Consider the following 22,878-nt stretch of genomic DNA (forward strand, 5'->3'; position numbering starts at 1 on the left):
TTGGAGCAATGCTTAGTGCCGCAATTGCAGCCAGGAGATGTCATCGTCATTGACAACGCTAGTTTTCATCATCGTCAAGCGATTGAGGAGATCGTCACTCACGCAGGATGTGAGATTTGGTACCTGCCGCCCTATTCTCCAGACTTGAACAAGATTGAGCATTGGTGGTTTGTCCTGAAGAACTGGATGCGACAGCGATGGGATGAGTTTGAAACCTTTGATTGTGTCGACGCTGCTTTCAAAAACTGCCCTAACGTGATTGCGTAGCGCTATAACCGTCGTGCTTTTGGGCAAGCGCAGCACAAATTTGACCCCTTGTTGGCGCAGCCAATCGGCAAGGGCAACGCTGTGAAACTCCCGGTCTCCCAGCACCGTACACTGATAGCTTTTCATTAAGGCAAACACCGGACGCAACACCCGTTGTTGCTCTGAAAGTGAACTTGAACCACAATGGTCAAGGCAATGCTAGAACACAGGAATGGCTCGCTTGTGGTAAACTACGCTGACCATCAGCAGATTATGGTGTTTCCATTGGGTGCGGTCAATCACCAAGTACACGTCTTGCCCTCGATGGAAATGCTGCTTCAGCCAATATGTGAGAATGGGAAACCACAAGGCTTTGAGATTCAACTGCGGCAGTTGTAGAAATCGCTGGAGATTGCGACGGCGACTTTCAAATTGAATGGGTTGGGCAAACAAGGTCGCTAATCGTTCGATACTGACATTGCGTTCCCGCTGTAGGAGGGCAACCAGCATCTTCACGGTGATGAATTGAATTGAACTCAGTTGCGCTTGTAAACAAGCCTGATAAAATGAAGGCAACATTTTTACAATTGAGTGTGATTCGTCGGATTCACCCTATTTTTTCGGCTTTGGGTTGCCTCTGTCTGCCGCCAGGCTTACCTTCTAGCCTCGTTGTCACCCTCTGAGCAATACCAGCGAACATTGAGCAGGATGACCTCAGACAAGAAATGCCGCCACTTAAACAGAGGAGCAGTAGACATTGGAGAGCGAATCGGCAGAGTTGAGCTTGTTTACCTTACCACTGATCAGTTTTTGCGACACGACCCATTCAGGCTCCACGGATAATTAACGTGGACAAGAATACTGCTTACCCGATGGCAATAGACGCGCTCAAAGCGGATGAGACGATCTGCTTCGCAGTTACCGCAAGGGTGCAAGGGCCGACCAAGAGACCGAACTAAGGCAGAGCAAATATTTGAATCATGTGGTTGAGCAAGACCATCGGAACATTAAACGAATTGTGAAACCGATGCTGGGATTCAAGACGTTTAACAGCGCGAGAAGAACGTTGAATTGAATCGAAACAATGAACATGATTCGTAAAGGACAAGTAAAAGGAATAGACCAAGGAGATAGTGTATCTCAAGTCAGATTTATTGAAGCACTCTTTGGAATTACTGCTTAAGGGAATGCAAACGATATAGATTGTTTGTCCTTAAACAGCTTTTGCGACACAACCAGCTAGAGCAGGTAATTCTGGGTCTCGATCGTTAGGTGCCGGGCATCGGGTTTATCCATAGAAAACCTCCTTATCCCTCTCCTTCCGTTCTGACTCCTATTTCACTGCCAAAGTAATAATTCTGAACTAGTTCAAACACGATCGCTCTGATTTATTTTCTACTCTTCTTTGTAGAGTAGGTCACCAAATTTGTTCAACTCCTCTACTTTTCCCCTTTTTGTTCCTATTGTGTGGTCAGCCAGGTTGCTCTCGGCAATTCTTTATAACTAAATGGAGTCTTAGCAATGACGATCGAAGGAACAAGCGGCAATGATATTCTGCGCGGGCTTGATCAAGAACAATACATTTTTGATGGTGATGTCATATCAGGTCATGAGGGCGATGATCAAATCTTCGCTGGCACGGGGTATGACTGGGTTTACGGTGGTGATGGTAATGACGTAATTTTTGGCGAAGCCGCTGACGACCTTCTTTTCGGCGACGTTGTCGGTGCTGGTCGTGGGAGCGGAGGTAATGATCTGATTGATGGTGGCTTGGGTAATGATGAACTTAGTGGTGGTCCCGGCAGAGATATCTTAATTGGCAGCACTGGCGAAGATCGGCTAATTGGTGGATTCGGTAGCGATTTCTTTATCTTCAATAACTTGTTCGCTGATGGCATCGACAAGATTGACGATTTTGAGATTGCGCGAGATTACATTGTCGTTGATATAAATTCGGCTGGTTACAACAACGCCGGGCTCACACCTAACACCAGCATTACGGCTGATCAGTTTCATCAAGGAACAGCGGCGATCGATGCGAACGATCGCTTCATCTACGACAACACCACCGGCAATCTATTCTTTGACCCTGATGGCACAGGTAGTGCTGCCCAAACCCAGATTGCAAACCTGGATTGGAGACCCACGATCAGCCACTATCACATTTATGCCTATCAAGACCGCCTGCCAGCTCGGCAGATACCTGGCAACGTCAATAATCCGGCTCTGCTGCATGGGCAATGGACAATTACAAGCAATGGCACCACTACATACACGTTCAACCCCAATGGTACTTATGAATTTGATGCAACTACCGCCGGTCAGGTTGGAGTTAATTTTAAGGTGACTACCGTTGGTCGATATATCGTTGATATGAACGGAGTGATCACGATGACTCCAGTTCAAGAAACGACAAGGGAGTTCAACGGTGGAGTATATTCCACAAAAGTTAAAACGACGGGACTAACGACAGAGCACAAGCTTTGGGTTCAGGGCGAAGGTGCTCGCGGCAAATACATCTTGCTGGATGATGCAGTTTTGGTCAACGGCACTTATCAGCCCAAAGATCCTGATTCCAAACCGACTACTTATGAGTTGACTGGAGGTCCCAAAAACATCGATCTTCCAGGTTCAGTCACTCCTCCAGTCCCAGTCACTCCTCCAGTCCCAATCACTCCTCCAGATCAAGGGACGGGTGGTGGCAAAGGAACTCCTGGCAGCGACAAGCTCATGGGAACTGCTGCTAAAGATACGCTGCTTGGCTTAGACGGCAACGACAAGCTTACAGGAGCGGGAGATAATGACATCCTCCAAGGCGGGAATGGTAATGATCAGCTATTTGGTGGTGCAGGAAATGACCAGCTTTGGGGCGGGACTAACAATGACGTGCTGAAGGGCGATCGAGGGCGAGATATTTTTGCCTTAGAAAATGGTGTGGGTCGGGATGTAATTAAAGATTTTAGCGATCGCCAGGACAAACTTGGATTGACATCAGGACTGAGCTTCAAAGACCTAAAAATCATTCAACGCGGCGGCAGCATCTTGGTGAGTGCTGGAAATGATCAACTAGCAATTATATCTGGAGTACGTGTCAATCAAATTACGGCTGCTGATTTTAGCCGGATATAAGTACTTTAAGGCTGTAACCCAGCTCGAACTGTGAGTATCAGTGTGCAAATGGATTGAGATCCCAAAGCATCGTAATTTCTACGGAGAGTAATCGAGGAGAACTAGAGGAGAAAAACTAATTTATGCTTGCTCGATTGTTGCGTTCTTGTAAGAATGCTTCAAGACGCAGGATGACCTACCTTACAATCACTTTAGGGTTAGGTAAGCGATAGGTATGCGGGTTTTAGTGGTTGAAGATGATTTGATCGTGACAGATGCGATTACACGATCGCTGAGTGAACATCATTATGCAGTAGACGCAGCAGAGGATGGCGCGATTGGCTGGGAATGCGTTGAGAGCGCGACTTATGACCTGATTTTAATCGATGTAGGATTGCCTAAATTGGATGGGATCACGCTCTGCCAGAGAATTCGCGATCGCGGTTGTGGAACCCCAATCTTATTAATGACCGCCAAGGATGACAGCATCTATCGGATTCGAGGCTTAGATTCAGGAGCAGATGACTATTTAGCAAAGCCGTTCGACTTGGGAGAGCTTCAAGCCCGAGTTAGAGCCTTGTTGAGGCGGGGAACGGTAGCAGCAAGCCCGGTTCTGACGGTTGGCAAATTACAGCTCGATCCACGAGCGTGCCAAGTGACCTATGCTGAGAAACTACTGCCGCTGACACCGAAAGAGTATAGTTTGCTCGAATTGTTTTTGCGCCACCCCAGTCGCGTTTTTAGTTGTGGAGACATCATCGAGCACCTTTGGACGTTTGATGATCCGCCCCAAGAAGAGAGCGTTAAATCCCACATTAAAGGATTGCGGCAGAAGCTAAAAGCAGGAGGTGCAGCTAATTGGATTGAGAACGTGTATGGATTGGGATATCGATTACGCGAAGGAATTGAAGCCAATCCGGAACAATCCACGCAGTCCTATGACAGCCAGCTTGCACAGCTTTGGGAACAGTATCGCGGGTTAATGGAAGAACGATTCGCGGTACTGCATCAAGCAGCTCATACTTCCCCCTTATCGATTGAACTGCGAGAAGCAGCAGAAAACGCGGCTCATAAGTTAGCGGGTGTTTTAGGCATGTTCAATCGCGATGAAGGAACACAGATTGCCCGACAGCTTGAAAAACAGTTTGAAGAACAAGCCAAATTACCAGCGGAAGAAGTGCGATCTGCTGAAGCAGAAATCTCTACGAAATCACTGGTTCGGCGCCTGGGTGATATTCTGAATCTTTCGGGTCCGGTTGAAACCGGGGAAAGCCGTCTAAATTCTCCAGAAATGAGGGATTCTGAATCTAAAGTTCTCCACAATGGGAGATCTAAACAGTCTCTCCGCTCTTGGGCAGTTCTAGCAGTCGATGATGATCCGATCATTCTTGCCACCTTGAAACAACTCCTTGAACCCTGGGGAATGTGCCTTACCGGAATCGATAATCCGCTACAATTTTGGACGGTTTTATCAGCGATCAATCCCGATTTGCTGATTCTGGATGTCGAAATGCCGCAGATGAATGGAGTTGCGCTCTGTCAGGCGATTCGAGCAAATCCAACCTGGCAAAGTTTACCGATCGTCTTTCTTACCGCTCATCAAGATACTGCAACCGTTCAACAAATCTTTGCAGCCGGGGCCGATGACTATGTTGTAAAACCGATTGTGGGGCAAGAATTACTTTCACGGCTTACACAACGGTTAGAGCGATTGCGATTGTTACAAACGTTGAGCACCAAAGATTCGATTACCGGACTTGCAAATCAGTTTTATTCGAGTCAAGCGATCGAAGCTCAATTCCACAATCATCAAACGACTTCCCTTGCAATTCTCTATATTCCAACCCTCAGACAAATCAACATTCAGCAGGGGCACACGGTTGGAAATCAGATTCTCAAACAAACTGGGCAATGTTTGCAATCTAGTTTTTGCAACGGTGAAATTCTTGGCTATTGGAGAAATGGTGAATTCATGATTGCCAGTTCTCACACGACAAAAGCAATGTTTCAGCAGCAATTATCAGAAGTCGTAGCAATGCTGCAACAACAACGGTTTGAAACTCCGAATCTGATTTATCGTTTTGCTGTCGTGGACTATCCAACTGATGGGCTAACGCTACGATCGCTCTATCAAACTGCGAGTCTCTGCTTAGAAGGATCGATTCATGAGTGAAGCACTAACCTCTCAATCTCAACAACTGCAACGAGAAGACTTGATTTCGGTTTTAGAATCCGCTGTGGATTTAATTGGCATTGCCGATGCAACCGGAAAAACCCTCTATGCCAATCAGGCTACACGTCGAACCTTAGGGTTTGGGGACGCCGAAGACTTATTACAAAAACCCATTTCAGAATATCATCCGCCCGAAGCTGCTAAAGCTTTGTTTGAAGAAGCTGTTCCGATCGCGCTTCGAGACGGAATCTGGATTGGAGAAACGGCTGTTGTCACGAGAGATAAACGAGAAATTTCAGCTTCTCAAATCATTGTCGCGCATAAAAACGCAGATGGATCGCTCAAATTCATCTCCACGATTATGCGAGATATCACCGAGCAGAAAGCCATTGAAGAGCAACTTCGTCGCAGTAATGCTCTACTAAAAGCCCAACAAGAAGCGTTGATCGATGGCATCTTAGTGGCAGATGAACATCGCAATATCGTGGATTACAATCAGAAGTTTTGCGACATCTGGCGACTGCCCCAGATTTTGCCAACTCAAAATTCTCGGCAGATTGCCGAGATGGTTGCAGATCAGCTTGAAGACTCAGAAGCCTTTTTAGCAGGCATCGAAGCGCTTTATCAAAACCTAGATGAAGTCTTTCACGATGAGCTTTTGTTAAGAGATGGGCGGACGATCGAACGGCATAGTAAAGCAGTCAAATCTTCTACTGGCGAGTACTATGGGCGCATTACACTCTTTCGAGATATTAGCGATCGTAAGCAAACCGAGGCGGCTTTGCAACGCAGCGAACAGCACTTTCGCAACATTGTAGAAAATGCAAATGATATTTTATTTGTCAATACACCAGAAGGGATTTTTAGCTACGTTTCGCCAAACGTTATTAACGTCATGGGCTACCTGCCCGAAGAAATGATTGGTAAACCATTCCCTCAATTTCTGCATCCTGACGATGCTGAGTCGTGTTTTAAGCTGAACCAACAGATGGTCGAGACCCGTGAACCGGTGGCTGGAACTGAATGTCGATCGCTTTACAAAGACGGCAGCTACCGATGGCAAGTCGTCAACGTTGCGCCTACTCTTGGAGTGGACGGAGAATTACAAATTGTTGGCGTCGCGCGAGACATCCACGATCGTAAATTAACCGAAGAAGCCTTGCGTCTGAGTGAAGCGCGCTATCGGGCTTTCGTGACGGCAACCGCTCAAGCTGTTTGGATGACCAACGCAGTGGGAGAAGTAGTGGAAGATATTCCACTTTGGTGTGCACTAACCGGACGAAGCCAGGCCAGCGCAAATGGTTGGGGATGGCTCGAGAGCATTCACCCAGACGATCGAACTGCAACCGCAGAAGTTTGGCTAGAAGCAGTGAACTCTGGGAAAGTCTACGAAGTAGAGCAACGCATTCAAGTAGCATCTGGCGAGTATCGACTGTTCGCGGTTCGAGGTGTACCGATACTCGATGAGCGAGGCAACATTCAAGAATGGATTGGAACTAAAACCGATATCACTGAGCAAAAACAAGCTGAAGCAATGTTGCTGCATCAAAATGCACTATTGCAAGCTCAACAACAAGCCTTACAGGAGAAAGAAGCACAGTATCGCACTATCTTTGAGGCGATTACTGATGCCTTGTTCATCATGGATCTTGACACAATCACTGTGGTCGAAGTGAACCCTGCTACTTGCCAAATGCATGGGTACTCATACGAGGAGTTTTTGACGTTACATCCATCAGAGTATATTCATCCAGGCAGCATATCGGTATTTCATCGCTTTCTCGAAGCAATGACCTTAAAGCAGCCGTTCTGTGGTGAAGCAGTTGATGTTCGCAAGGATGGCAGCCTGGTTGATGTTGAAGTTAAAGGAACCACCTGTTTTTACAACGGAAAACCGCATGTTTTAGCGATGGTGCGAGATATTAGCGATCGCAAAGCTGCCGAAAAAGCTCTGCAACGTCGAGCCAGGTTAGATCATTTACTTAGCTCTCTTTCTCGGCAATTTATTGACCAGGATGCAGAAACTGCGATTCATAGTGCTTTAGAATCGATCGCCCGTCATATTGGTGCAGAGCGAGGCACAATCTTCGAGTATGACGCTGACCAGACGAGATGCCAATTAGTTTACGAATGGTGTGGGGATGAAATTGCCCCACTGACGTCTGAAGCAAGAGGGGCAAGCATTTTCGAGCATCCCCATTTGCATCAACAGTTTCTCTCAGGACAAGCCCTGCAAACGGTTGATGTTCAGACGATACCAGAAGGACCCGAGCGCCAGCTATTTGTCCGTCAGTCGATTCAATCGGTGCTCGGTGTTCCGGTGATCTATCGAGGTCAGGTGACTGGATTTTTAGCAATAGACACGGTTCATTTTCAGAAGGATTGGAGCCAAGAAGATATTGACTGTCTCAAGCTTGTGAGCGAACTGATTGCGATCGGACGAGCAAGACATAAAGCCGAAACTGATTTACGCATTGCCAAAGAAGCGGCTGAGGCAGCAAATCTAGCCAAGAGTGCATTCTTAGCCAACATGAGCCATGAGTTACGCACACCATTGAATGCAATTTTAGGCTTTTCGCAATTGATAGAACGCGATGCTGCCCTTCCTGATCGCCAACGCGATTCCCTTGCCATTATCAATCGCAGTGGTGAACACTTGCTGAATCTAATCAATGATGTGTTGGAAATGTCAAAGATCGAAGCAGGACGAACAACCTTAAATGTGGTTGCTTTTGATCTGCATCATCTTTTACAGACACTGCAAGAGATGTTTTTGATTCGAGCAAAAGCAAAGAAACTCGCGTTGAATTTTGCGATCGCGCCCAATCTTCCTCAGTACATTCAAACCGATGAGAATAAACTACGCCAGGTCTTGATCAATTTGCTGAGCAATGCAATGAAATTTACAGACAGTGGCAGCATCACGCTAGAAGCAACGGTGCAGTCAGAATTAATGCTGCAATTCAAAGTCCAAGATACGGGACAGGGAATTGCTCCAGAAGAATTTGAGCAGCTATTTCGCCCGTTTATCCAAACCCGTAGCGGTTCTCAGCTGCGAGAAGGCACAGGGCTTGGGTTAACCATTAGTCGTCGATTTGTGCGATTGATGGGTGGAGAAATGCATATTGAATCAGCCGTGGGACAAGGATCAACGTTTTCCTTTGAAATTCAAATCGCGATCGCAAATCCGGCAGAAGTTGCACCCACCTCGACTTCAAAACGAGTGCTGCACTTGACACCGCAGCAACCCCAATATCGAATTTTAGTCGTCGATGATCGGGCTGAGAACCGAGATTTCGTAGAGCAATTGTTAACAATGGTGGGATTTGAAACGCAATCAGCAGTGAATGGAGAAGATGCGATCGCACAATGGCAGCAATGGCAACCGCACCTAATTTTGATGGATATGCGAATGCCGACCCTGAATGGCTATGAGGCAACTCGGCAAATTCGAGCACTTGAATCAGCTCAAACTCGACCTAAGATTTTGGCATTAACTGCCAGTGCCTTTGAAGAACAACGCGCTTCAGTTTTGGCGGCTGGCTGCGATGATTTTTTGGCAAAACCCTTTCGAGAGTCTCACTTATTTGAGAAACTAGCTGAGCATCTTGGAGTGAACTATCTGTACGAAGAAGATAACGAACATCCGATTGAAAATTCATCGCATGAGTTAACGTTAACTCGTTCAATGCTAGCGACAATGCCCCAAGATTGGATTGCAGAACTGCATCAAGCCTCGCTCGCTGTCGATGCTGACCGAATCTTGCAATTGGTTCAACGGACTTCAGACGCTAATCTAGCGACTGCATTAACGGAGTTGGTTTACAAGTTCTGTTTTGACGAAATTGCCGAGCTTTCTCAGGAAGCACAAGAAGGCTGAACTTCTGCTAGATTTTTACTGCCTCAATAATGCTAAGCAACGAAGGGGTCGGAATCACGCGCGTCAGTTCAAACCCATTCGATCGCAACAACGATCGATACTCTTCCTCAGTGCGTTCTCGTCCACCTGCCATCAACAGCATAATCACATCGATGAACTTTGCTGGAGAGGGTTCATTTCCCGGTGGAAGGATGCTTTCGATGAGCAACAGCTTGCCATCATCTGGCATCGCTTGATGGCAATTTTTCAGAATGATCGAAGACTTTTCATCATTCCAATCGTGAATAATCCATCGCATCAGGTAAGCATCGCCGCCCGTCGGCACAGACTCAAAGAAGTTCCCGGCAACAGGTTGAATATTCTGATCGACCTGAACGTTGGCAATGATTTCAGGTAAGTCAAACAAAATGCCGTTGAGATGGGGATTTGCTCGCACAATCGTAGAAATTAAGCTCCCTTGCGCTCCGCCCACATCCACAATCGTATTAAATCGAGAGAAGTCATAGCTTGCGACAACTGCTTGCGCGATCGCAGTTCCCATGCTGGTCATCGAATCTGAGAAAACTTTGCCATCTTCAGGATGTTGAGCATAATGCTCCCAGATGGGCATTCCTGCTGCGGCATCAAACGCAATTTCACCTGTCTTTAGGCTATGTAGTCCATTGCTCCAGCCCAGAGAATGGTCATAGCCCATTTGTGCCATTGCTGCACATCGCATCGAGCCAGGACGATTGCTCTTGAGCGTTTCCCCTAATGGAGTGAGCGCAAAATGCTGATCGGACACTTCTGTAAAGATGCCAACACTTGCTAAAGCGCGTAAGAGGCGATAGAGCGATTGCGGATCAGTCTGGGTTCCTGCTGCAAGTTGAGCGATCGTTTGCGGTTGATCATCAAACAAATCTGCAACGCCTAATTTAGCAGCAAGATAAATCGATCGAGCAATCCAAAAGCCACCGATCAAACTCAGCATCGTCTCTTGCGGAGCAACTTCTACTTTTTCCATTGTTATCATGATTCTTTTCGCTCCAGTTAATTTCTAAGCTTCAACAAGCTGGGGCGCAGCCTGATTCAAAAATGCTTCATAGTTGGCAACGAATTGTAGATAGTCCTTCGCCATTTCGGGGGTAAGCAATTCGAGCATAAATTTGTTTTCTACCCAAAATTCGAGCACTTTAAAGGGACCGCGATCGCACAATCGCACCAACCATCCTTCGCGATCGGCGATTTGTGCAATTTGTTCTTGCGAAACCGAAATCGAAAGCGCGGCATGAACAGACGTAAAGTTTTGAGAATTTCCTGAAGAAAAGCCAACTTGTTCTGGCTCTGGAATTAACTGAGTATCAGCCGGATAAAGCTCAATTCCGGTTCCAAAGCTGTCATCGACGATGACCATATAGCTTCCTTCATGGGGAGGAAAGGGAAAACAACGACCCTGCAACACTTCCGCCAGAACATTAGCAACGTGCAACGGATGATCCACGGCGATTGAAATGTGATGAAACATAGTAACCTCTAATTCCTGGTTTGCTGATGTCCCTTACTGTAGGCAACGATCGAGGAGAAGCCGGGGAGTTCTCAATCCGTTTCGCTCATGAATTGGGGAAATCCGTTTTTTTGCTGAGGTTACTTTAGATCCTAGTGATCTGATCTTAAGATCGGGTGGGAGTTCCAATGAAATGCTTCAATGCCTGAGCCTACACCCAAAGCCGACATTCTGGTCATTGACGATACGCCGGAAAATCTCAATCTGTTATCGACCCTGCTGATTGAACACGGCTACAAGGTTCGTAGCGTTACGAAGGGTTCGACGGGCATCCGAGGCGCACAAGTGATGCCGCCGGATTTAATCCTGCTCGATGTGAATATGCCGCAGATGAGCGGCTACGAAGTTTGTCAACATCTGAAAGCCGACGATCGCACCCGTGATATTCCCATCATTTTTATCAGTGCTTTAGAAGCCGTGAGCGACAAAGTAAAGGCATTTCAAGCAGGTGGTGTAGATTACATTACAAAACCCTTTCAGATCGAAGAAGTCCTTGCTCGAATTGAAACCCACCTAACCTTGAGACGCCTTCAGAATCAACTGCAATTTCAGAATGAACAACTTCAGCAAGAAATTCGCGAACGCAAACACGCAGAGGAAAAATTTGCCACCATTTTTCAACAAAGCCCCAACCCGATTGCGATCGTGACCGTTCCTGAAGGGCAATTAATCGAAGTGAACCCTAGTTTTCTCAGCATTAGCGGTTACACACGGGAGCAAGTCATCGGCAATTCGATTACGCAGCTCCATTTAGGGCACGATTCAGCGAATTTTCTGCGTCGTCTTCAAACAACCGAAACCTTTCACAACTTAGAATTTGAACTGCTCACCCACTCCGGCAGTGTCAAAAGTATTTTGCTATCCCTTGATCGCATTGAACTGAACGGAACAACTTACGCTTTACTGATTGCGAACGACATCACTGAACGTAAACGTCTGGAGAACGAATTCATTTCCTTAGTCAGCCATGAGCTACGCACTCCTTTAACCTCAATGATGGGGTCGCTTGATTTACTCAGTAGTGGGCAGTTAGGCAGCTTGACTGAGCAAGGGCAGCACGTTCTCAGTATCGGCGTAAAAAATGCAGAACGCTTGATTCGTTTAATCAATGACATTCTCGACCTCGAACGGATTCGCTCGGGCAAAATCACGATGAATTGGCGATCGTGCGATCTTGCTGACTTAATGACTCAGGCAACTGAAGAAATGCAAGCAATGGCTGATCGCTCCGAAATTCAATTGATTACAGAACCGATGTCAATTTTGCTTAATGCTGATCCCGATCGCATTGTGCAAACCTTGACCAATCTTCTGAGTAATGCAATTAAGTTCTCACCCGCTCAAACAACCGTTCAAATGCAGGCTTACAGTTCAGCTGACACTTCAAGTGTCTGTATTCGTGTTTGTGACCAAGGGCGAGGTATTCCCTTCCATCAGATCCAGACTATCTTTGAGCGATTTCAACAGGTAGATGCATCCGATGCCCGCCAAAAAGGCGGAACCGGGCTTGGACTTTCCATTTGCCGTAACATTATCGAGCAGCACGGTGGCAGGATTTGGGTAGAAAGCACCGTCAACCAAGGCAGCACATTCTATATTGAATTGCCGCTTAACGCTTAATTCAATCGTGTTTCCCCGACTTCTCCCCGATTCAGCGATACCTTATAAGCATTAGGTTGCTAGAGGATTGCGATGAATAAGCAAATTTTGATTGTGGATGACGAAGAAGATGTAAGAGCAATCGCAACACTCGGTCTACAAATGGGAGCGGGCTGGGAAGTTCTCACTGCTAGCTCTGGGGCTGAAGGAATTGCGATCGCAGCTCAACATCACCCCGATGCGATTCTGCTCGATCTGATGATGCCGAACATGGACGGTCGTGCCACTTTACAACACCTCAAGCAACAACCTGAAACTCAATCCATTCCCGTAATCCTGATGACTGCTAAAGTGCAAGCCTCAGAGCAGCACAATCTTCACGATTTAGACGTTGCAGCCATTTTTACCAAACCCTTCCGTCCGCTTACTCTTGCTCAGCAGATTATTGATGTGCTGACTTGGCATTAAGTTGTTAGAGCCAGCCCTTTCAAGGTGCTTCTTTAGCTTTTTTAGATTTCGGCTCACTCAGCAGTCGAGCGGTGGGGGTTATTGCTCAGGGGGTAACAAACGAGGCTAGAATGCAAGGCTGGTGGTAGACAGGGACAACCCAAAGCCCAAAAAATAGGGTGAATCCGAAAAATCACCCCTAATTCAAAAATGTTGCCTTCTATCAAGCTTGTCTACAAGCGCAACTGAGTTCAATCCAATTGCTGGCTTTGAAGATGCTGGTCGCCCTGTTACAGCGAGAACGTCGTGTCAGTATCGAGCGCTTGGCAACCTTGTTTGCTCAACCCATTCAATTTGAAAGTGTTCGTCGAAATATCCAAAGGTTCCTACAACTTCCGCAACTCAATCTCAAAGCACTATGGTTTCCCATTGTCAAATATTGGCTCAAGCAACATTAGCATCAGGGGCACCAGTTGTATCTGGTTATCGACCGGACGCAGTGGAAGCACCATAACTTGCTGATGATAAGTATTGTTTATCAGAAGCGAGCCGTCCCGGTGTTTTGGCATTGTCTTGACCATCCAGGGGCAAGTTCACTTTTGGAGCAGCAAACCGTTCTACGCCCGGCGTTAGCTCTGATGAACCGCTATCGGTGTATTGTGTGCTGGGAGACCGGGAGTTTCACAGCGTTGCGCTTGCCCATTGGCTGCGCTAACAACGGGTCGGATTCGTGCTCCGCTTGCCCAAAAGCACCACGGTCAAGTCCCACTCAGACGCTAAATTTGAGCGACTCGATGAGTTACTCCAATTTCCAGGCATTGCCTGCTTTGAAGTACAGGTGCAGGTGACCCAACAGCAAGGGTTTGGTCGCTTCAATCTCGTCACCTGCTGGAAGCGAGTGTATCGCCAATCGAAAGCCAATCAGGTTTGGTATCTGTTGACCAATCTCACTGACATCGAAACTGCCTTTAATAGTTACGCTAAAAGGTTTTCGATTGAACCGATGTTTCGAGACTTCAAAACCGGGGGCTACAACCTCGAACACTGTCGCGCCACTGGACAACGCTTCCACGCTTTAGCTCTGTTGGTAGCGATTGCCTACACGATCGCAACCGAGCAGAGCAACCGCATTCGTCGCAAGTAAAATCCAGCACCATGTGGGACGAGTGGCAGAATCGACTCGACCCCAAAAACGGCATAGTGATTTTTGGATTGGATTGTACGGGCAGGTATGGATTCACTCGATGGATTTGTGGTCGAATTGGGCAGAGCAACTCATGTACCTCAAGCCGCAAAAACGTCGTTTTTTTCTGCAAGGGCTACGGGCGATGCGCTTGATTCAGTCTGCCTTCTAGCTTCTCTGTCACCCCATAAGTCTTGCGACACAACCGATAACCCTGCCGAAGTGCTAAGAATGTGAATCTGATCAGATGCACGATCAGTGATAGGGCTGTATATCAATCGTTATGGATTTGGTCTCTAACTCTAATTAGCAAGCATCAAAAAACGTAAAAACACTATCAGGAATGGATGCATTATTTTTATTCAAAATTTCGTAGTAACCCGCTCACTAAATCAATTCTAGTTATTCTATTAAGTGTTGAAACACACTGGTTTATGCCGCAAAAACTTCAGCAGTAAGAGTGATTAAAGCAATCACCGACCCATAAAGCCAAAATAGGGAAGCAGAAAGCTCAAAAAACAGGGCTGAATCGTTCTCTGCTGGATGTCGGGATTGGGATTCTGAAAGATGCAATCAAGTACAAGTTGCTGGAAGGAAATGGATTCTTGATCCATGCTCCTACACGCGAATTGAAATCGACACAACGCTGTGCAAAATGTTGGCAACTTACGCCTAAAATATTGTCTGACCGATTGCACGTTTGCTCTAATCCTGATTGTGGTCATGTCGAGGATCGGGATGTCAACTCCGCGCAGGTGTGCGAGATATAGTATGGGAGGCGGGAACCGTCTTCCTCAGTCGCAGAGTCGCCTAGCTCTACTTCTGCGGAAGCATGAAGCAACTGGGGAGGAAGAAGCGACAGAAACCCCCGCTTCAAGCGAAGCTAAGCGGGACATAGTTCATCCCCTGTGACGATTGGAGGCAGATACAGACATGGCAACTCAGCTTCAGGTAGGATTAGTGGGCTACGGTGTTGCGGGGCGAGTGTTTCATGCACCCGTGATCAATGCTGTTCCCGAACTGAAGCTAACGAAAATTGTGGAACGTCACGGTGAAGCTTCCCGCCAGCGTTATCCGTGGGTCGAAGTCGTTCAGGATATCGATGCCCTATTAAGCGATGCTGCGATCGATTTGGTGGTGATTGCCACGCCTAATTCATCCCACTTTGAGCTGGTAAAACAGGCACTGTTAGCAGAAAAGCATGTCGTCGTCGATAAACCCTTCACGCTCACTTCAGCTCAAGCACAGCAGCTGATCCAGCTTGCTCAACAAACTCGCAAGATCTTGAGCGTGCATCACAATCGCCGCTGGGACGGAGATTTTCAAACGGTTCAACAGATCGTCAGGCAGGGATATTTAGGGCAACTGGTGGAATATGAAGCGCACTACGATCGCTTTAGAAACACCCTAAAACCCGGAGCATGGCGGGAAGCGTCAGAACCAGGCAGCGGCATTCTCTTTGATCTGGGGTCGCATTTAATCGATCAGGCGCAGGTTTTGTTTGGTCTGCCCCAGGCAATTACGGCAGACGTTCGAGCGCAAAGAGCAGGAGCAAACGTCAATGATTATTTTGAGGTTGGGTTGGACTACGGAAGTGTGAAAGTGACCTTGAAAGCCGGAATGCTGGTGAGAGAACTGGGACCGCATTTCATTTTGCATGGCTCCAAGGGATCGTTTGTGAAATACGGCATGGACCCGCAAGAAGGGGCACTGCGGCGTGGACTCACTCCCACTGAATTGGATTGGGGACAGGAGCCACAAGCGCAGTGGGGGACGTTAAATACTGAGATTCATGGGTTACACTTCTACGGACAAATCGAGACAGTGCCGGGATGCTATCAGGCATTCTATGAAAATATTTATCAGGCAATCGTGCAAGGGGCAGAACTTGCTGTGAAGCCCGAAGAAGCGAGAAATACGATTCGCATGATTGAATTAGCCCTTGCAAGCAGCCGGGAGAAATGTACAAAAGTCTACAAAGACCTGGATGAAAGATAGTAGTGAAGCAGCCTATAGCATCGGTAATAGCACTCATTTCAGACGCTCATTTTTTATGCCTTTACTTCTGGCACGTTGGTGTTGATGCTAGAAAAGGTGTCTATCAAGTTTTATCTATGAGTTTCACGACTGAGATAGAAAAGTTGCCTGCTACTGCTGCATTTACTGCGATCGACGCTGACGCGACTGAGACTGCTTCTAGTATTGAGCCGTTCAGCTATGGACTGTGCTGTGTCGCGCAAGGGGCTGTCGGCGTGCTCGGCTTTGCTTGTTTAACGCTGATCCCGATCGCCCTTCATCATAGATTATTCCCTCTCTAACTGAAATAGTAGAAGTCAGAATGCTCTTGAGTTTCAGGTTTGCTCTGGGTTTCTTGTAGCTTGTAGAGGTTAAAGAACAATCCAGAGCAAAGGAGCGACGAAGATCAAGCGACAAATCCTCTACTTCTTTGCTAGCCAAAATTGGATGCAGTTCATTCGTAGACTTGGGAAATCAAATCTCGCCGTTGGTCAAGTCTCCTTCAGCTTGAACCTGAACGAGCTTAATGTGCTTATAGCCCAGCTTAATCTCAAACTCGTCTCCTGGCTTTAGACCCATCATCTCGGTGTAGGCTTTCCCAATCACAATCTGTCCATTAGCGTGAACAGTGACACGATAAGTGGGCGTTCTACCCCTTCCAGCGACCTGCTCTGGCTCTACCGCCAAGCCCTGAGCCTCCAGGATGGCTTCGATAAACTCTGATAGGTTCGCCCTTTCCTTATCTTTTGTCCTTGTGACATAGCCACAGGCTTTTGCCTTCTCCGACTTGGAAAGGGTTGGAATTTCCTTTAATTTGCTCAAAAGAGCTTTGCCTCTCAAAGGTTCTATCGCAACTGCCATTCTTAACTGGGTTTTGAATAAACTACGGTTTCTACTTTCTCAACTTAACCATATTCTCATGCCAGTTCCGGGTAGAGATCTGCGCTTAGAGCAACAACATTCCCAGAAGCGATCGAGGGTGTGGCTGGGGTTGCAGCAAGCTCCAAGCACAAGCTGCGCTCGTGAAATAGAACAGAGCACAGATGGGCACATTGGTATAGAACGCAACCCTTGCTTATGCAAGCTTGCTCTTGCACGACAATGCACTACAATATACTACAAACATATTTACTGGAAAGGCAGCATGATGCAAAAGGGAACTCCTGCCTACAATCTGATCTTGCCTGTGGGTACGCAGGTCGTCGCCCGTGTGGAGGTTAAAACCTCGACCGGAAAACTCGTCTGCCTGCGGGGAGCAGTAGGCGCGATCGTCAAATCCCCCACTGATAACTCCCACGCCTATCAAATTCAACTGCCCGATGGGTCTACTGTCAATTTGCGGCGGCATGAGTTCAGCATCCGCAAGCACTACCAGAATGAGGGATTACAGACTTCTGAGGCAGTGCTGAACGACTATAACCTGTACGATGCTGTAATCTATCGCTGTATCGTCGGTTCCAGGGCGTATGGGCTAGATAACGAAGTCTCGGACATCGATCGTCGGGGAATTTATTTACCCCCTGCCACCTTGCATTGGTCACTTTATGGCATTCCAGAGCAGCTAGAAAATGCTGCCACCCAGGAATGCTACTGGGAACTCCAAAAGTTTTTGATCCTGGCACTGAAGGCAAATCCAAATGTGCTGGAATGCCTCTACACGCCCCTGGTTGAAACAACAACCTCGATCGCAACGGAACTATTGCAGATCCGGGCAATTTTCCTGTCGCAGTTGGTCTATCAGACCTATAACAGCTATGTGCTGTCGCAGTTCAAGAAAATGGAGCAAGATCTCCGCACCAAAGGCGAGATTCGCTTGAAGCACGCGATGCACCTAATTCGTTTGCTGCTGTCGGGAATTACCGTGCTAAAGGAGGGTTTTGTGCCCGTACAAGTTGAGGACTATCGATCGCAGCTTTTAGCCATCCGGCATCAGGAGATGTCGTGGGATGCGGTCAACGAATGGCGGCTTCAGCTGCATCAAACGTTCGATCGCGCCTTCACCAACACGAAACTTCCTGAACGTCCAAACTACGAGAAGGCAAATGCCTTTTTGATTGAAGCACGTCGCAGCATGGCTGCCGCTGAACCATGAACTCACTCCCAGCCCAACTGCTTACTACCGCGACACAACAACCCTATCCGCTTCTATTTGCCACAATTAGCGGCGCACACCTTTATGGCTTTCCCTCGCCCGACTCTGACTATGATCTGCGAGGCGTTCATATTCTGCCGCTCAAGCAGGTGATTGGACTGGATATGGGACAGGAAACGATCGAGGTTTCGCAGCTTCAAGACGGCTTACAGTTGGATTTAGTCACCCATGACCTCAAGAAGTTTTGTGGGTTGCTATTGAAGCGAAACGGCTATGCCCTGGAGCAGCTTTACTCACCGCACGTTGTCTACGCTATCGCAGAACATGAGGAACTGAAGGCAATCGCCCAAGGCTGCATCACGCGCTATCATAGCCATCACTACCTGGGGTTTGCTCAAACGCAGTGGCGGTTATTTGAGAAGGAAACACCCCACCGTGTCAAACCGTTGCTTTATCTCTATCGTGTTCTGCTGACAGGCATTCACCTAATGCAGACAGGCGAGATTGAGGCAAATTTGGTGAGGCTGAATGAGAAGTTTCAACTTCCTTACCTCGCCGATCTGATTGCCCGAAAGTTGAGCGGCAGCGAAAAAGCACTTCTGAGTCAAACCGATCTGGCGTTCCATCAGCAGGAGTATCAGCGGTTGGTAGAAACTTTGAAAGCAGAGAGCGATTACAGCCATTTGCCGGAAGCTCCCTCTACAAAAACAGCGCTGAATAATTTATTAGTGCGTGTACGGCTGGCATTTGGATAGTTGTAATGTAGGGACAGAAACTGAAAGACATCATTTCGCTTTTTCCAGTCGCTCTACAAATTTCCGACGTTCCGGCGATCGCAATCCCACTTGTAGCACCTCCAGCACCTGTGCCATTTGATTACTCAGTAGTGCTGGCACGGCTAACCACAATCCTGGAAAGGTTTGACTACGGATAATCCCCGCTGAATCTGAAGGGAGCCGTTGATACTCTCCCTCTATGAGAACAAACCATTCAAGTTGGTTCTCGTAGGACTGCCAAACGATATACTCCAGCACCCCATTGCGCCGATACACCTGCTTTTTGATGCCCGTATCGATAGCAGCACTGCTCGCTGCAATCTCGACAATCAGTTCGGGCGATCCCTCAATATAGCCGTCACTGCTAATTCGAGTTTGCCTTCCTGCCGCCGATTCTATAAACAGCACTGCATCAGGCTGCGGTTCATTATCAAGATCGAGCCTCACAGTTGGCGCATCGCTCAGGTCAACGCCAGGAGTCATTGCTTGGTAGACACCGAGCCAGGTGATGATTCGACTGTGAGGTTTGCCATGCTGCTCGTGCCTTAAAGGAGATGCCACGTAAACAATGCCTTCGATCAGTTCTGCTTTTCGGACGTGAGGGGCTGCGGCATAACGCCGCTCAAATTCTGGGCGCGTTAAATGATCACCGCTTTGCAAAGGTGGGCAATCCGGCACTGGAGTCGATTGCGCTTGAGGAAATTGTTCACGCACCATCTGCCGAGCCTCGAAATCGTGATACAGGGTTTACTCTAGCAAATTCCAGATCGAGCAATATACTGTCTAGCGATCGCCTGCACCTGACTGACGCTCGTTGATCGCTGAAATCGACAATGCTCCAGTGCCTGTTAGTTGGGGCAGGCGAGTACCACTCCGTTGTAGGCTTCCCAGTCCTGAGCAATCTCAAGCAAAAAGTTATCTTAGAGTTGTCGGAGTCAAAATAGCTGCAAATACGAAGTGGATAGTATGCCTTGTAGAGATACTTTCACCACCCGCCTCAATTCTTAACACATAGCCTAAGACTAACTCTTGAACTTTCATTAGTCTTAGACTAACATGCTGTTCCAGGAGGAGCAGCGATGAAATCAAGGCAAGGGACTGAGTTAGGGCGATCGATCAAGCCCATATTTATCAAGTTTGCTAAGCAGGATATTGGGCAAGGACGATACAGATCATCAAAAATAGCTATCCTCTTAATCTACCGGAAACTCATTCAAGCAGATCTAGATAAAGGCGATGTCCGAGAAAAAAGCTGGACGTAAACCTTCAATTGGACGTGGAGATAGCCGCTGGATACCTGCATCGCTTCTGCCTCTTGTTGACTTCCTGATTGCCGTAGAAGGGGTCCTTAACCCTTATCCCACCGCCCGATCGAAGAAGCGCAAAGATTACTCGGTTGAGGAACTAGAGGATTTGCTGAACTGGGTATCTGCCTTTTGGCTCTATGAATCAGAAACAATTGACCGACTGCTGCATTGGAAGTCACTTAAGGTTGAAGGAGAGGCAAAAGACTACTCGCTTTCAAGAATAACCCCACCCATTATCAACAATGACAATAACCCCACTATGAGCAAAATCATTACTGTCTTTAACCAGTCTGGTGGCGTCGGAAAAAGCACTTTAACAATGAACTTGGGTTATCATCTCGCACAACATGAGCACCGGGTTCTGCTGATCGACATGGACCCTCAAGCCAGCCTAACCGCTTTCATGGGTTTAGAACCGTTTGAGCTAAAAAAAACGATATATGAATCGGTAATGGCTTCTGAGCCACTTCCCATTCACACAAACATCTATGGTGTAGATCTTGCGCCTGCAAACATCAACCTGAGCGGTGCAGAGTTGGAACTGGTCGTAGCAGACATGCGGGACTACCGGCTTAAGGAAGCTCTGAGTGAAGCAGTCAATCAATATGACTATATTCTGATTGACTGTCCTCCTAGTCTTGGCATCTTGAGCTACATTAGCCTTGTTGCAGCAACTCACGTTCTCATTCCAATTCAAACTCACTACAAATCCCTGAAAGGCACTGAACTTTTACTTCGCACGATCGCTCGTGTCAAAGCTCGCCCCAATAAAAACCTAAAAATTGCTGGCGTTATTCCTACTATGCACGAAGCCAGAACAGTGCAGGGAGGCATGGCATTACAGTCCATTCAAGCATCCAGAATTGGAACGATTTTTCCGGCTGTTCCGCGCTCAGTGAGTTTTGCTGATGCCTCCCAGGAACATTTACCGCTGGCACTCCATAATCCTAAGCATCCGGCAGTTGCCTTATTTAATGAAATTGCTGACAGCCTGGAGGCGCTTGTATGAAAAGACGTGCTAGCCAGCCTTACCAAATTAAAGGCGTCGATGCGCTGTTTGGTGAACCTGATCAACCTTCAATAGAAGACCGCTGCCTACCGATCGCTGAAATCACCCTGTTCAAACAACAGCCGCGCCGATACTTCGATCCCGAAAAACTTGACCAGCTTGTTGAATCTGTCAAACAGCACGGCATTCTAGAACCAATCCTGGTACGTCCTAAACAGGATGGCGGATATATTTTGGTTGCAGGAGAGCGTCGTTATAAAGCTGCAACCCTTGCTGGACTTACTGAAGTTCCTGTCGTCATCCGGAATTTTAGCGATGATGAAGCCTTTCAGGTCGCTCTGGTTGAAAATCTCCAGCGGGAAGACCTCAACCCAATAGAAGAAACTGAAGGCATCTTAGAGCTAATCGCGATTCGACTTAAAAAGGGAACAGATTATGTAGTTGGACTGCTGAATCAAGCAGCACACCCAGATCGCAATCCCGATTCTGTGGATAACGTTATCCACAGCGAGGAATGGCAGACCCTTCAGAAGGTATTTGATACCGTTGGACGCTTTACACCTGAAAGCTTTCGCACAAATCGCCTTCCCTTACTAAGTTTGCCAACTGACGTTCTAACTGCCATTCGAGAAGGAAAGATTGCTTATACAAAAGCCAGAGCGATCGCACGGATTAAAGAAGAAGATCAACGTAGGAGACTGTTAGACTCTGCGATTAAGAAAGATTTGTCTTTGACCCAAATCAAGGAACAAATAGCAGCAATTTCTGAAACTAGGAGACAGCAAGCTGAAGAGGCTACCCCCAACCTGAAGACTCGTTTTGAAACAGTATATCAACAAGCTAGGAAATCGAAGGTTTGGAATAATCCTGGCAAGCAAAAAAAATTGGAGACAGTTTTGAAAACTTTAGAGGAATTGATACATGAAGAAGCCAGTAAGCATTAATGTCGCTCCAGATTTTGTGGATAACGTTATCCACAAGCCGGAATAGCAGCTTCCGCAAAAGATATTTGATATCGTATCAATCGTCTCCCCCCCCTGAACGCAGAATACAAGTGGCAGCTTGAAGACAAAACGATTATCGCAATGGAAAAGCCTCTCACCCCCAATGCCCAGTCATCGCTTGAGCTGCTTCAAGGTGTCGTCGAACGAATCACTTATTATTTAACAGATATATTTAACAGAGCCAGGTTACACCGTAGCGCGACTCAAAGCGCCTCGCATGAGTAAGCGAGTTACGATGGGTGGCAGTTTCGCTAACCTTCAGGCAGGGCAGACCCTACAAATGCAGGGCGCTTGGCGAGAGCATCCCAAGTATGGTCCACAATTCCAGGCTTTCTACCTCAATTTGAACTGGTATAACACACGGTAGAACGCCTTGCTCTCCCTGGCCATCGCATTGATGCGAGCGATATTCTTGCCCTCGCCATCGACATAGCAATCGATGGGAAACTGGTCATGCAAGGCGGAACGGGCAACTTTCAGGGATAATTCCTCTGC

At 47.4% G+C, this 22,878-nt stretch carries 21 protein-coding genes and 2 pseudogenes; 17 read left to right on the forward strand and 6 right to left on the reverse strand.

Going from position 1 to position 22,878, the window contains the following annotated elements:
- Positions 1–267: transposase (locus tag NDI45_RS23990; protein ID WP_348247740.1), on the forward strand; the 267-nt coding region annotated here is incomplete at its 5' end.
- Positions 268–315: 48 nt separating this feature from the next.
- On the opposite strand, the pseudogene NDI45_RS23995 reads toward NDI45_RS23990, so the two are convergent.
- Positions 316–393, reverse strand: a pseudogene (locus tag NDI45_RS23995) (hypothetical protein); the annotation flags it as partial.
- Between the two features lie 72 nt (positions 394–465).
- A complete protein-coding gene (locus tag NDI45_RS24000) occupies positions 466–825 on the reverse strand; it encodes a hypothetical protein (protein WP_348249163.1) in 360 nt (119 codons plus the stop codon).
- 373 nt (positions 826–1,198) lie between these two features.
- Here NDI45_RS24000 and NDI45_RS24005 point away from each other — a divergent pair.
- The 4 genes and pseudogenes from NDI45_RS24005 to NDI45_RS24020 form a co-directional block, all read left to right on the forward strand.
- Positions 1,199–1,318 (forward strand): annotated as a pseudogene (locus tag NDI45_RS24005) (DDE-type integrase/transposase/recombinase); the annotation flags it as partial.
- A 449-nt stretch (positions 1,319–1,767) separates the two neighbouring features.
- Positions 1,768–3,375 carry a calcium-binding protein gene (locus NDI45_RS24010; protein ID WP_348249164.1) on the forward strand — a complete coding sequence of 536 codons (1,608 nt, stop codon included), beginning with the start codon at positions 1,768–1,770 and terminating at the stop codon, positions 3,373–3,375.
- 214 nt (positions 3,376–3,589) lie between these two features.
- Positions 3,590–5,527, forward strand: coding sequence for a response regulator (locus NDI45_RS24015; protein WP_348249165.1), 1,938 nt, complete (start codon positions 3,590–3,592; stop codon positions 5,525–5,527).
- Positions 5,520–9,407 carry a PAS domain S-box protein gene (locus tag NDI45_RS24020; protein WP_348249166.1) on the forward strand — a complete coding sequence of 1,296 codons (3,888 nt, stop codon included), beginning with the start codon at positions 5,520–5,522 and terminating at the stop codon, positions 9,405–9,407. Before NDI45_RS24015 ends, NDI45_RS24020 begins: the two co-directional genes overlap by 8 nt.
- Positions 9,408–9,414: 7 nt before the next feature.
- On the opposite strand, the gene NDI45_RS24025 is transcribed toward NDI45_RS24020, so the two are convergent.
- Both NDI45_RS24025 and NDI45_RS24030 read right to left on the reverse strand, forming a co-directional pair.
- Positions 9,415–10,419: a methyltransferase gene (locus tag NDI45_RS24025; protein ID WP_348249167.1), complete on the reverse strand. Its 1,005-nt coding sequence runs from the start codon at positions 10,417–10,419 to the stop codon at positions 9,415–9,417.
- A 24-nt stretch (positions 10,420–10,443) separates the two neighbouring features.
- On the reverse strand, positions 10,444–10,911 hold the full coding sequence (locus tag NDI45_RS24030) for a hypothetical protein (RefSeq protein ID WP_190789684.1): 468 nt from the start codon (positions 10,909–10,911) through the stop codon (positions 10,444–10,446).
- 180 nt (positions 10,912–11,091) lie between these two features.
- Between NDI45_RS24030 and NDI45_RS24035 the strand changes: the two genes are divergently transcribed.
- From NDI45_RS24035 to NDI45_RS24065, 7 genes are all read left to right on the forward strand, one after another.
- Positions 11,092–12,570: an ATP-binding protein gene (locus NDI45_RS24035; protein WP_190789685.1), complete on the forward strand. Its 1,479-nt coding sequence runs from the start codon at positions 11,092–11,094 to the stop codon at positions 12,568–12,570.
- A 72-nt stretch (positions 12,571–12,642) separates the two neighbouring features.
- Positions 12,643–13,017 carry a response regulator gene (locus NDI45_RS24040; RefSeq protein WP_190789686.1) on the forward strand — a complete coding sequence of 125 codons (375 nt, stop codon included), beginning with the start codon at positions 12,643–12,645 and terminating at the stop codon, positions 13,015–13,017.
- 709 nt (positions 13,018–13,726) lie between these two features.
- Positions 13,727–14,140 carry a transposase gene (locus NDI45_RS24045; protein ID WP_348249168.1) on the forward strand — a complete coding sequence of 138 codons (414 nt, stop codon included), beginning with the start codon at positions 13,727–13,729 and terminating at the stop codon, positions 14,138–14,140.
- Positions 14,141–14,162: 22 nt separating this feature from the next.
- Positions 14,163–14,351, forward strand: coding sequence for a hypothetical protein (locus NDI45_RS24050; protein ID WP_190791186.1), 189 nt, complete (start codon positions 14,163–14,165; stop codon positions 14,349–14,351).
- Positions 14,352–14,784: 433 nt separating this feature from the next.
- Positions 14,785–14,949, forward strand: coding sequence for a zinc ribbon domain-containing protein (locus tag NDI45_RS24055; protein WP_348249169.1), 165 nt, complete (start codon positions 14,785–14,787; stop codon positions 14,947–14,949).
- Between the two features lie 163 nt (positions 14,950–15,112).
- Entirely contained in the window at positions 15,113–16,177 is a 1,065-nt protein-coding gene (locus tag NDI45_RS24060; RefSeq protein WP_348249170.1) for an oxidoreductase, read from the forward strand.
- Positions 16,178–16,293: 116 nt separating this feature from the next.
- Positions 16,294–16,497, forward strand: coding sequence for a hypothetical protein (locus NDI45_RS24065; RefSeq protein WP_348249171.1), 204 nt, complete (start codon positions 16,294–16,296; stop codon positions 16,495–16,497).
- Between the two features lie 172 nt (positions 16,498–16,669).
- Here the strand turns inward: NDI45_RS24065 and NDI45_RS24070 are convergent, their stop codons facing one another.
- A complete protein-coding gene (locus NDI45_RS24070) occupies positions 16,670–17,056 on the reverse strand; it encodes an AbrB family transcriptional regulator (protein ID WP_348249172.1) in 387 nt (128 codons plus the stop codon).
- Positions 17,057–17,339: 283 nt separating this feature from the next.
- Between NDI45_RS24070 and NDI45_RS24075 the strand changes: the two genes are divergently transcribed.
- A complete protein-coding gene (locus tag NDI45_RS24075; protein WP_348249173.1) occupies positions 17,340–18,287 on the forward strand; it encodes a nucleotidyltransferase domain-containing protein in 948 nt (315 codons plus the stop codon).
- The gene (locus NDI45_RS24080; RefSeq protein ID WP_348249174.1) at positions 18,284–19,042 is read left to right on the forward strand and encodes a nucleotidyltransferase domain-containing protein; all 759 of its coding nucleotides are present in this window, start codon (positions 18,284–18,286) and stop codon (positions 19,040–19,042) included. The genes NDI45_RS24075 and NDI45_RS24080 overlap by 4 nt, the downstream gene beginning before the upstream one ends.
- A gap of 30 nt (positions 19,043–19,072) precedes the next feature.
- On the opposite strand, the gene NDI45_RS24085 is transcribed toward NDI45_RS24080, so the two are convergent.
- Complete coding sequence (locus tag NDI45_RS24085; protein WP_348249175.1) at positions 19,073–19,780, reverse strand: Uma2 family endonuclease; 708 nt, start codon at positions 19,778–19,780, stop codon at positions 19,073–19,075.
- 849 nt (positions 19,781–20,629) lie between these two features.
- On the opposite strand from NDI45_RS24085, the gene NDI45_RS24090 reads away from it, so the two are divergent.
- The 3 genes from NDI45_RS24090 to NDI45_RS24100 all read left to right on the forward strand — a co-directional run bounded on the left by NDI45_RS24090 (position 20,630) and on the right by NDI45_RS24100 (position 22,750).
- Positions 20,630–21,379, forward strand: a complete 750-nt coding sequence (locus NDI45_RS24090) for a ParA family protein (RefSeq protein ID WP_348249201.1) — start codon at positions 20,630–20,632, stop codon at positions 21,377–21,379.
- On the forward strand, positions 21,376–22,323 hold the full coding sequence (locus NDI45_RS24095; protein ID WP_348249176.1) for a ParB/RepB/Spo0J family partition protein: 948 nt from the start codon (positions 21,376–21,378) through the stop codon (positions 22,321–22,323). Before NDI45_RS24090 ends, NDI45_RS24095 begins: the two co-directional genes overlap by 4 nt.
- 277 nt (positions 22,324–22,600) lie before the next feature.
- A complete protein-coding gene (locus tag NDI45_RS24100; RefSeq protein ID WP_348249177.1) occupies positions 22,601–22,750 on the forward strand; it encodes a hypothetical protein in 150 nt (49 codons plus the stop codon).
- The last annotated feature ends 128 nt before the right edge of the window (positions 22,751–22,878 follow it).

The sequence above is a fragment of the Leptolyngbya sp. GB1-A1 genome, assembly GCF_039962475.1.
GTDB lineage: Bacteria > Cyanobacteriota > Cyanobacteriia > Elainellales > Elainellaceae > Leptolyngbya_A.

What these genes read in the sequence shown, in the direction of transcription:
- NDI45_RS24000 (WP_348249163.1), bottom strand. Translation starts at nt 825, where the DNA reads ATGTTGCCTTCATTTTATCAGGCTTGTTTACAAGCGCAACTGAGTTCA.
- NDI45_RS24010 (WP_348249164.1), top strand. Translation starts at nt 1,768, where the DNA reads ATGACGATCGAAGGAACAAGCGGCAATGATATTCTGCGCGGGCTTGAT.
- NDI45_RS24015 (WP_348249165.1), top strand. Translation starts at nt 3,590, where the DNA reads ATGCGGGTTTTAGTGGTTGAAGATGATTTGATCGTGACAGATGCGATT.
- NDI45_RS24020 (WP_348249166.1), top strand. Translation starts at nt 5,520, where the DNA reads ATGAGTGAAGCACTAACCTCTCAATCTCAACAACTGCAACGAGAAGAC.
- NDI45_RS24025 (WP_348249167.1), bottom strand. Translation starts at nt 10,419, where the DNA reads ATGATAACAATGGAAAAAGTAGAAGTTGCTCCGCAAGAGACGATGCTG.
- NDI45_RS24030 (WP_190789684.1), bottom strand. Translation starts at nt 10,911, where the DNA reads ATGTTTCATCACATTTCAATCGCCGTGGATCATCCGTTGCACGTTGCT.
- NDI45_RS24035 (WP_190789685.1), top strand. Translation starts at nt 11,092, where the DNA reads ATGCCTGAGCCTACACCCAAAGCCGACATTCTGGTCATTGACGATACG.
- NDI45_RS24040 (WP_190789686.1), top strand. Translation starts at nt 12,643, where the DNA reads ATGAATAAGCAAATTTTGATTGTGGATGACGAAGAAGATGTAAGAGCA.
- NDI45_RS24060 (WP_348249170.1), top strand. Translation starts at nt 15,113, where the DNA reads ATGGCAACTCAGCTTCAGGTAGGATTAGTGGGCTACGGTGTTGCGGGG.
- NDI45_RS24065 (WP_348249171.1), top strand. Translation starts at nt 16,294, where the DNA reads ATGAGTTTCACGACTGAGATAGAAAAGTTGCCTGCTACTGCTGCATTT.
- NDI45_RS24070 (WP_348249172.1), bottom strand. Translation starts at nt 17,056, where the DNA reads ATGGCAGTTGCGATAGAACCTTTGAGAGGCAAAGCTCTTTTGAGCAAA.
- NDI45_RS24075 (WP_348249173.1), top strand. Translation starts at nt 17,340, where the DNA reads ATGATGCAAAAGGGAACTCCTGCCTACAATCTGATCTTGCCTGTGGGT.
- NDI45_RS24080 (WP_348249174.1), top strand. Translation starts at nt 18,284, where the DNA reads ATGAACTCACTCCCAGCCCAACTGCTTACTACCGCGACACAACAACCC.
- NDI45_RS24085 (WP_348249175.1), bottom strand. Translation starts at nt 19,780, where the DNA reads ATGGTGCGTGAACAATTTCCTCAAGCGCAATCGACTCCAGTGCCGGAT.
- NDI45_RS24090 (WP_348249201.1), top strand. Translation starts at nt 20,630, where the DNA reads ATGAGCAAAATCATTACTGTCTTTAACCAGTCTGGTGGCGTCGGAAAA.
- NDI45_RS24095 (WP_348249176.1), top strand. Translation starts at nt 21,376, where the DNA reads ATGAAAAGACGTGCTAGCCAGCCTTACCAAATTAAAGGCGTCGATGCG.
- NDI45_RS24100 (WP_348249177.1), top strand. Translation starts at nt 22,601, where the DNA reads ATGAGTAAGCGAGTTACGATGGGTGGCAGTTTCGCTAACCTTCAGGCA.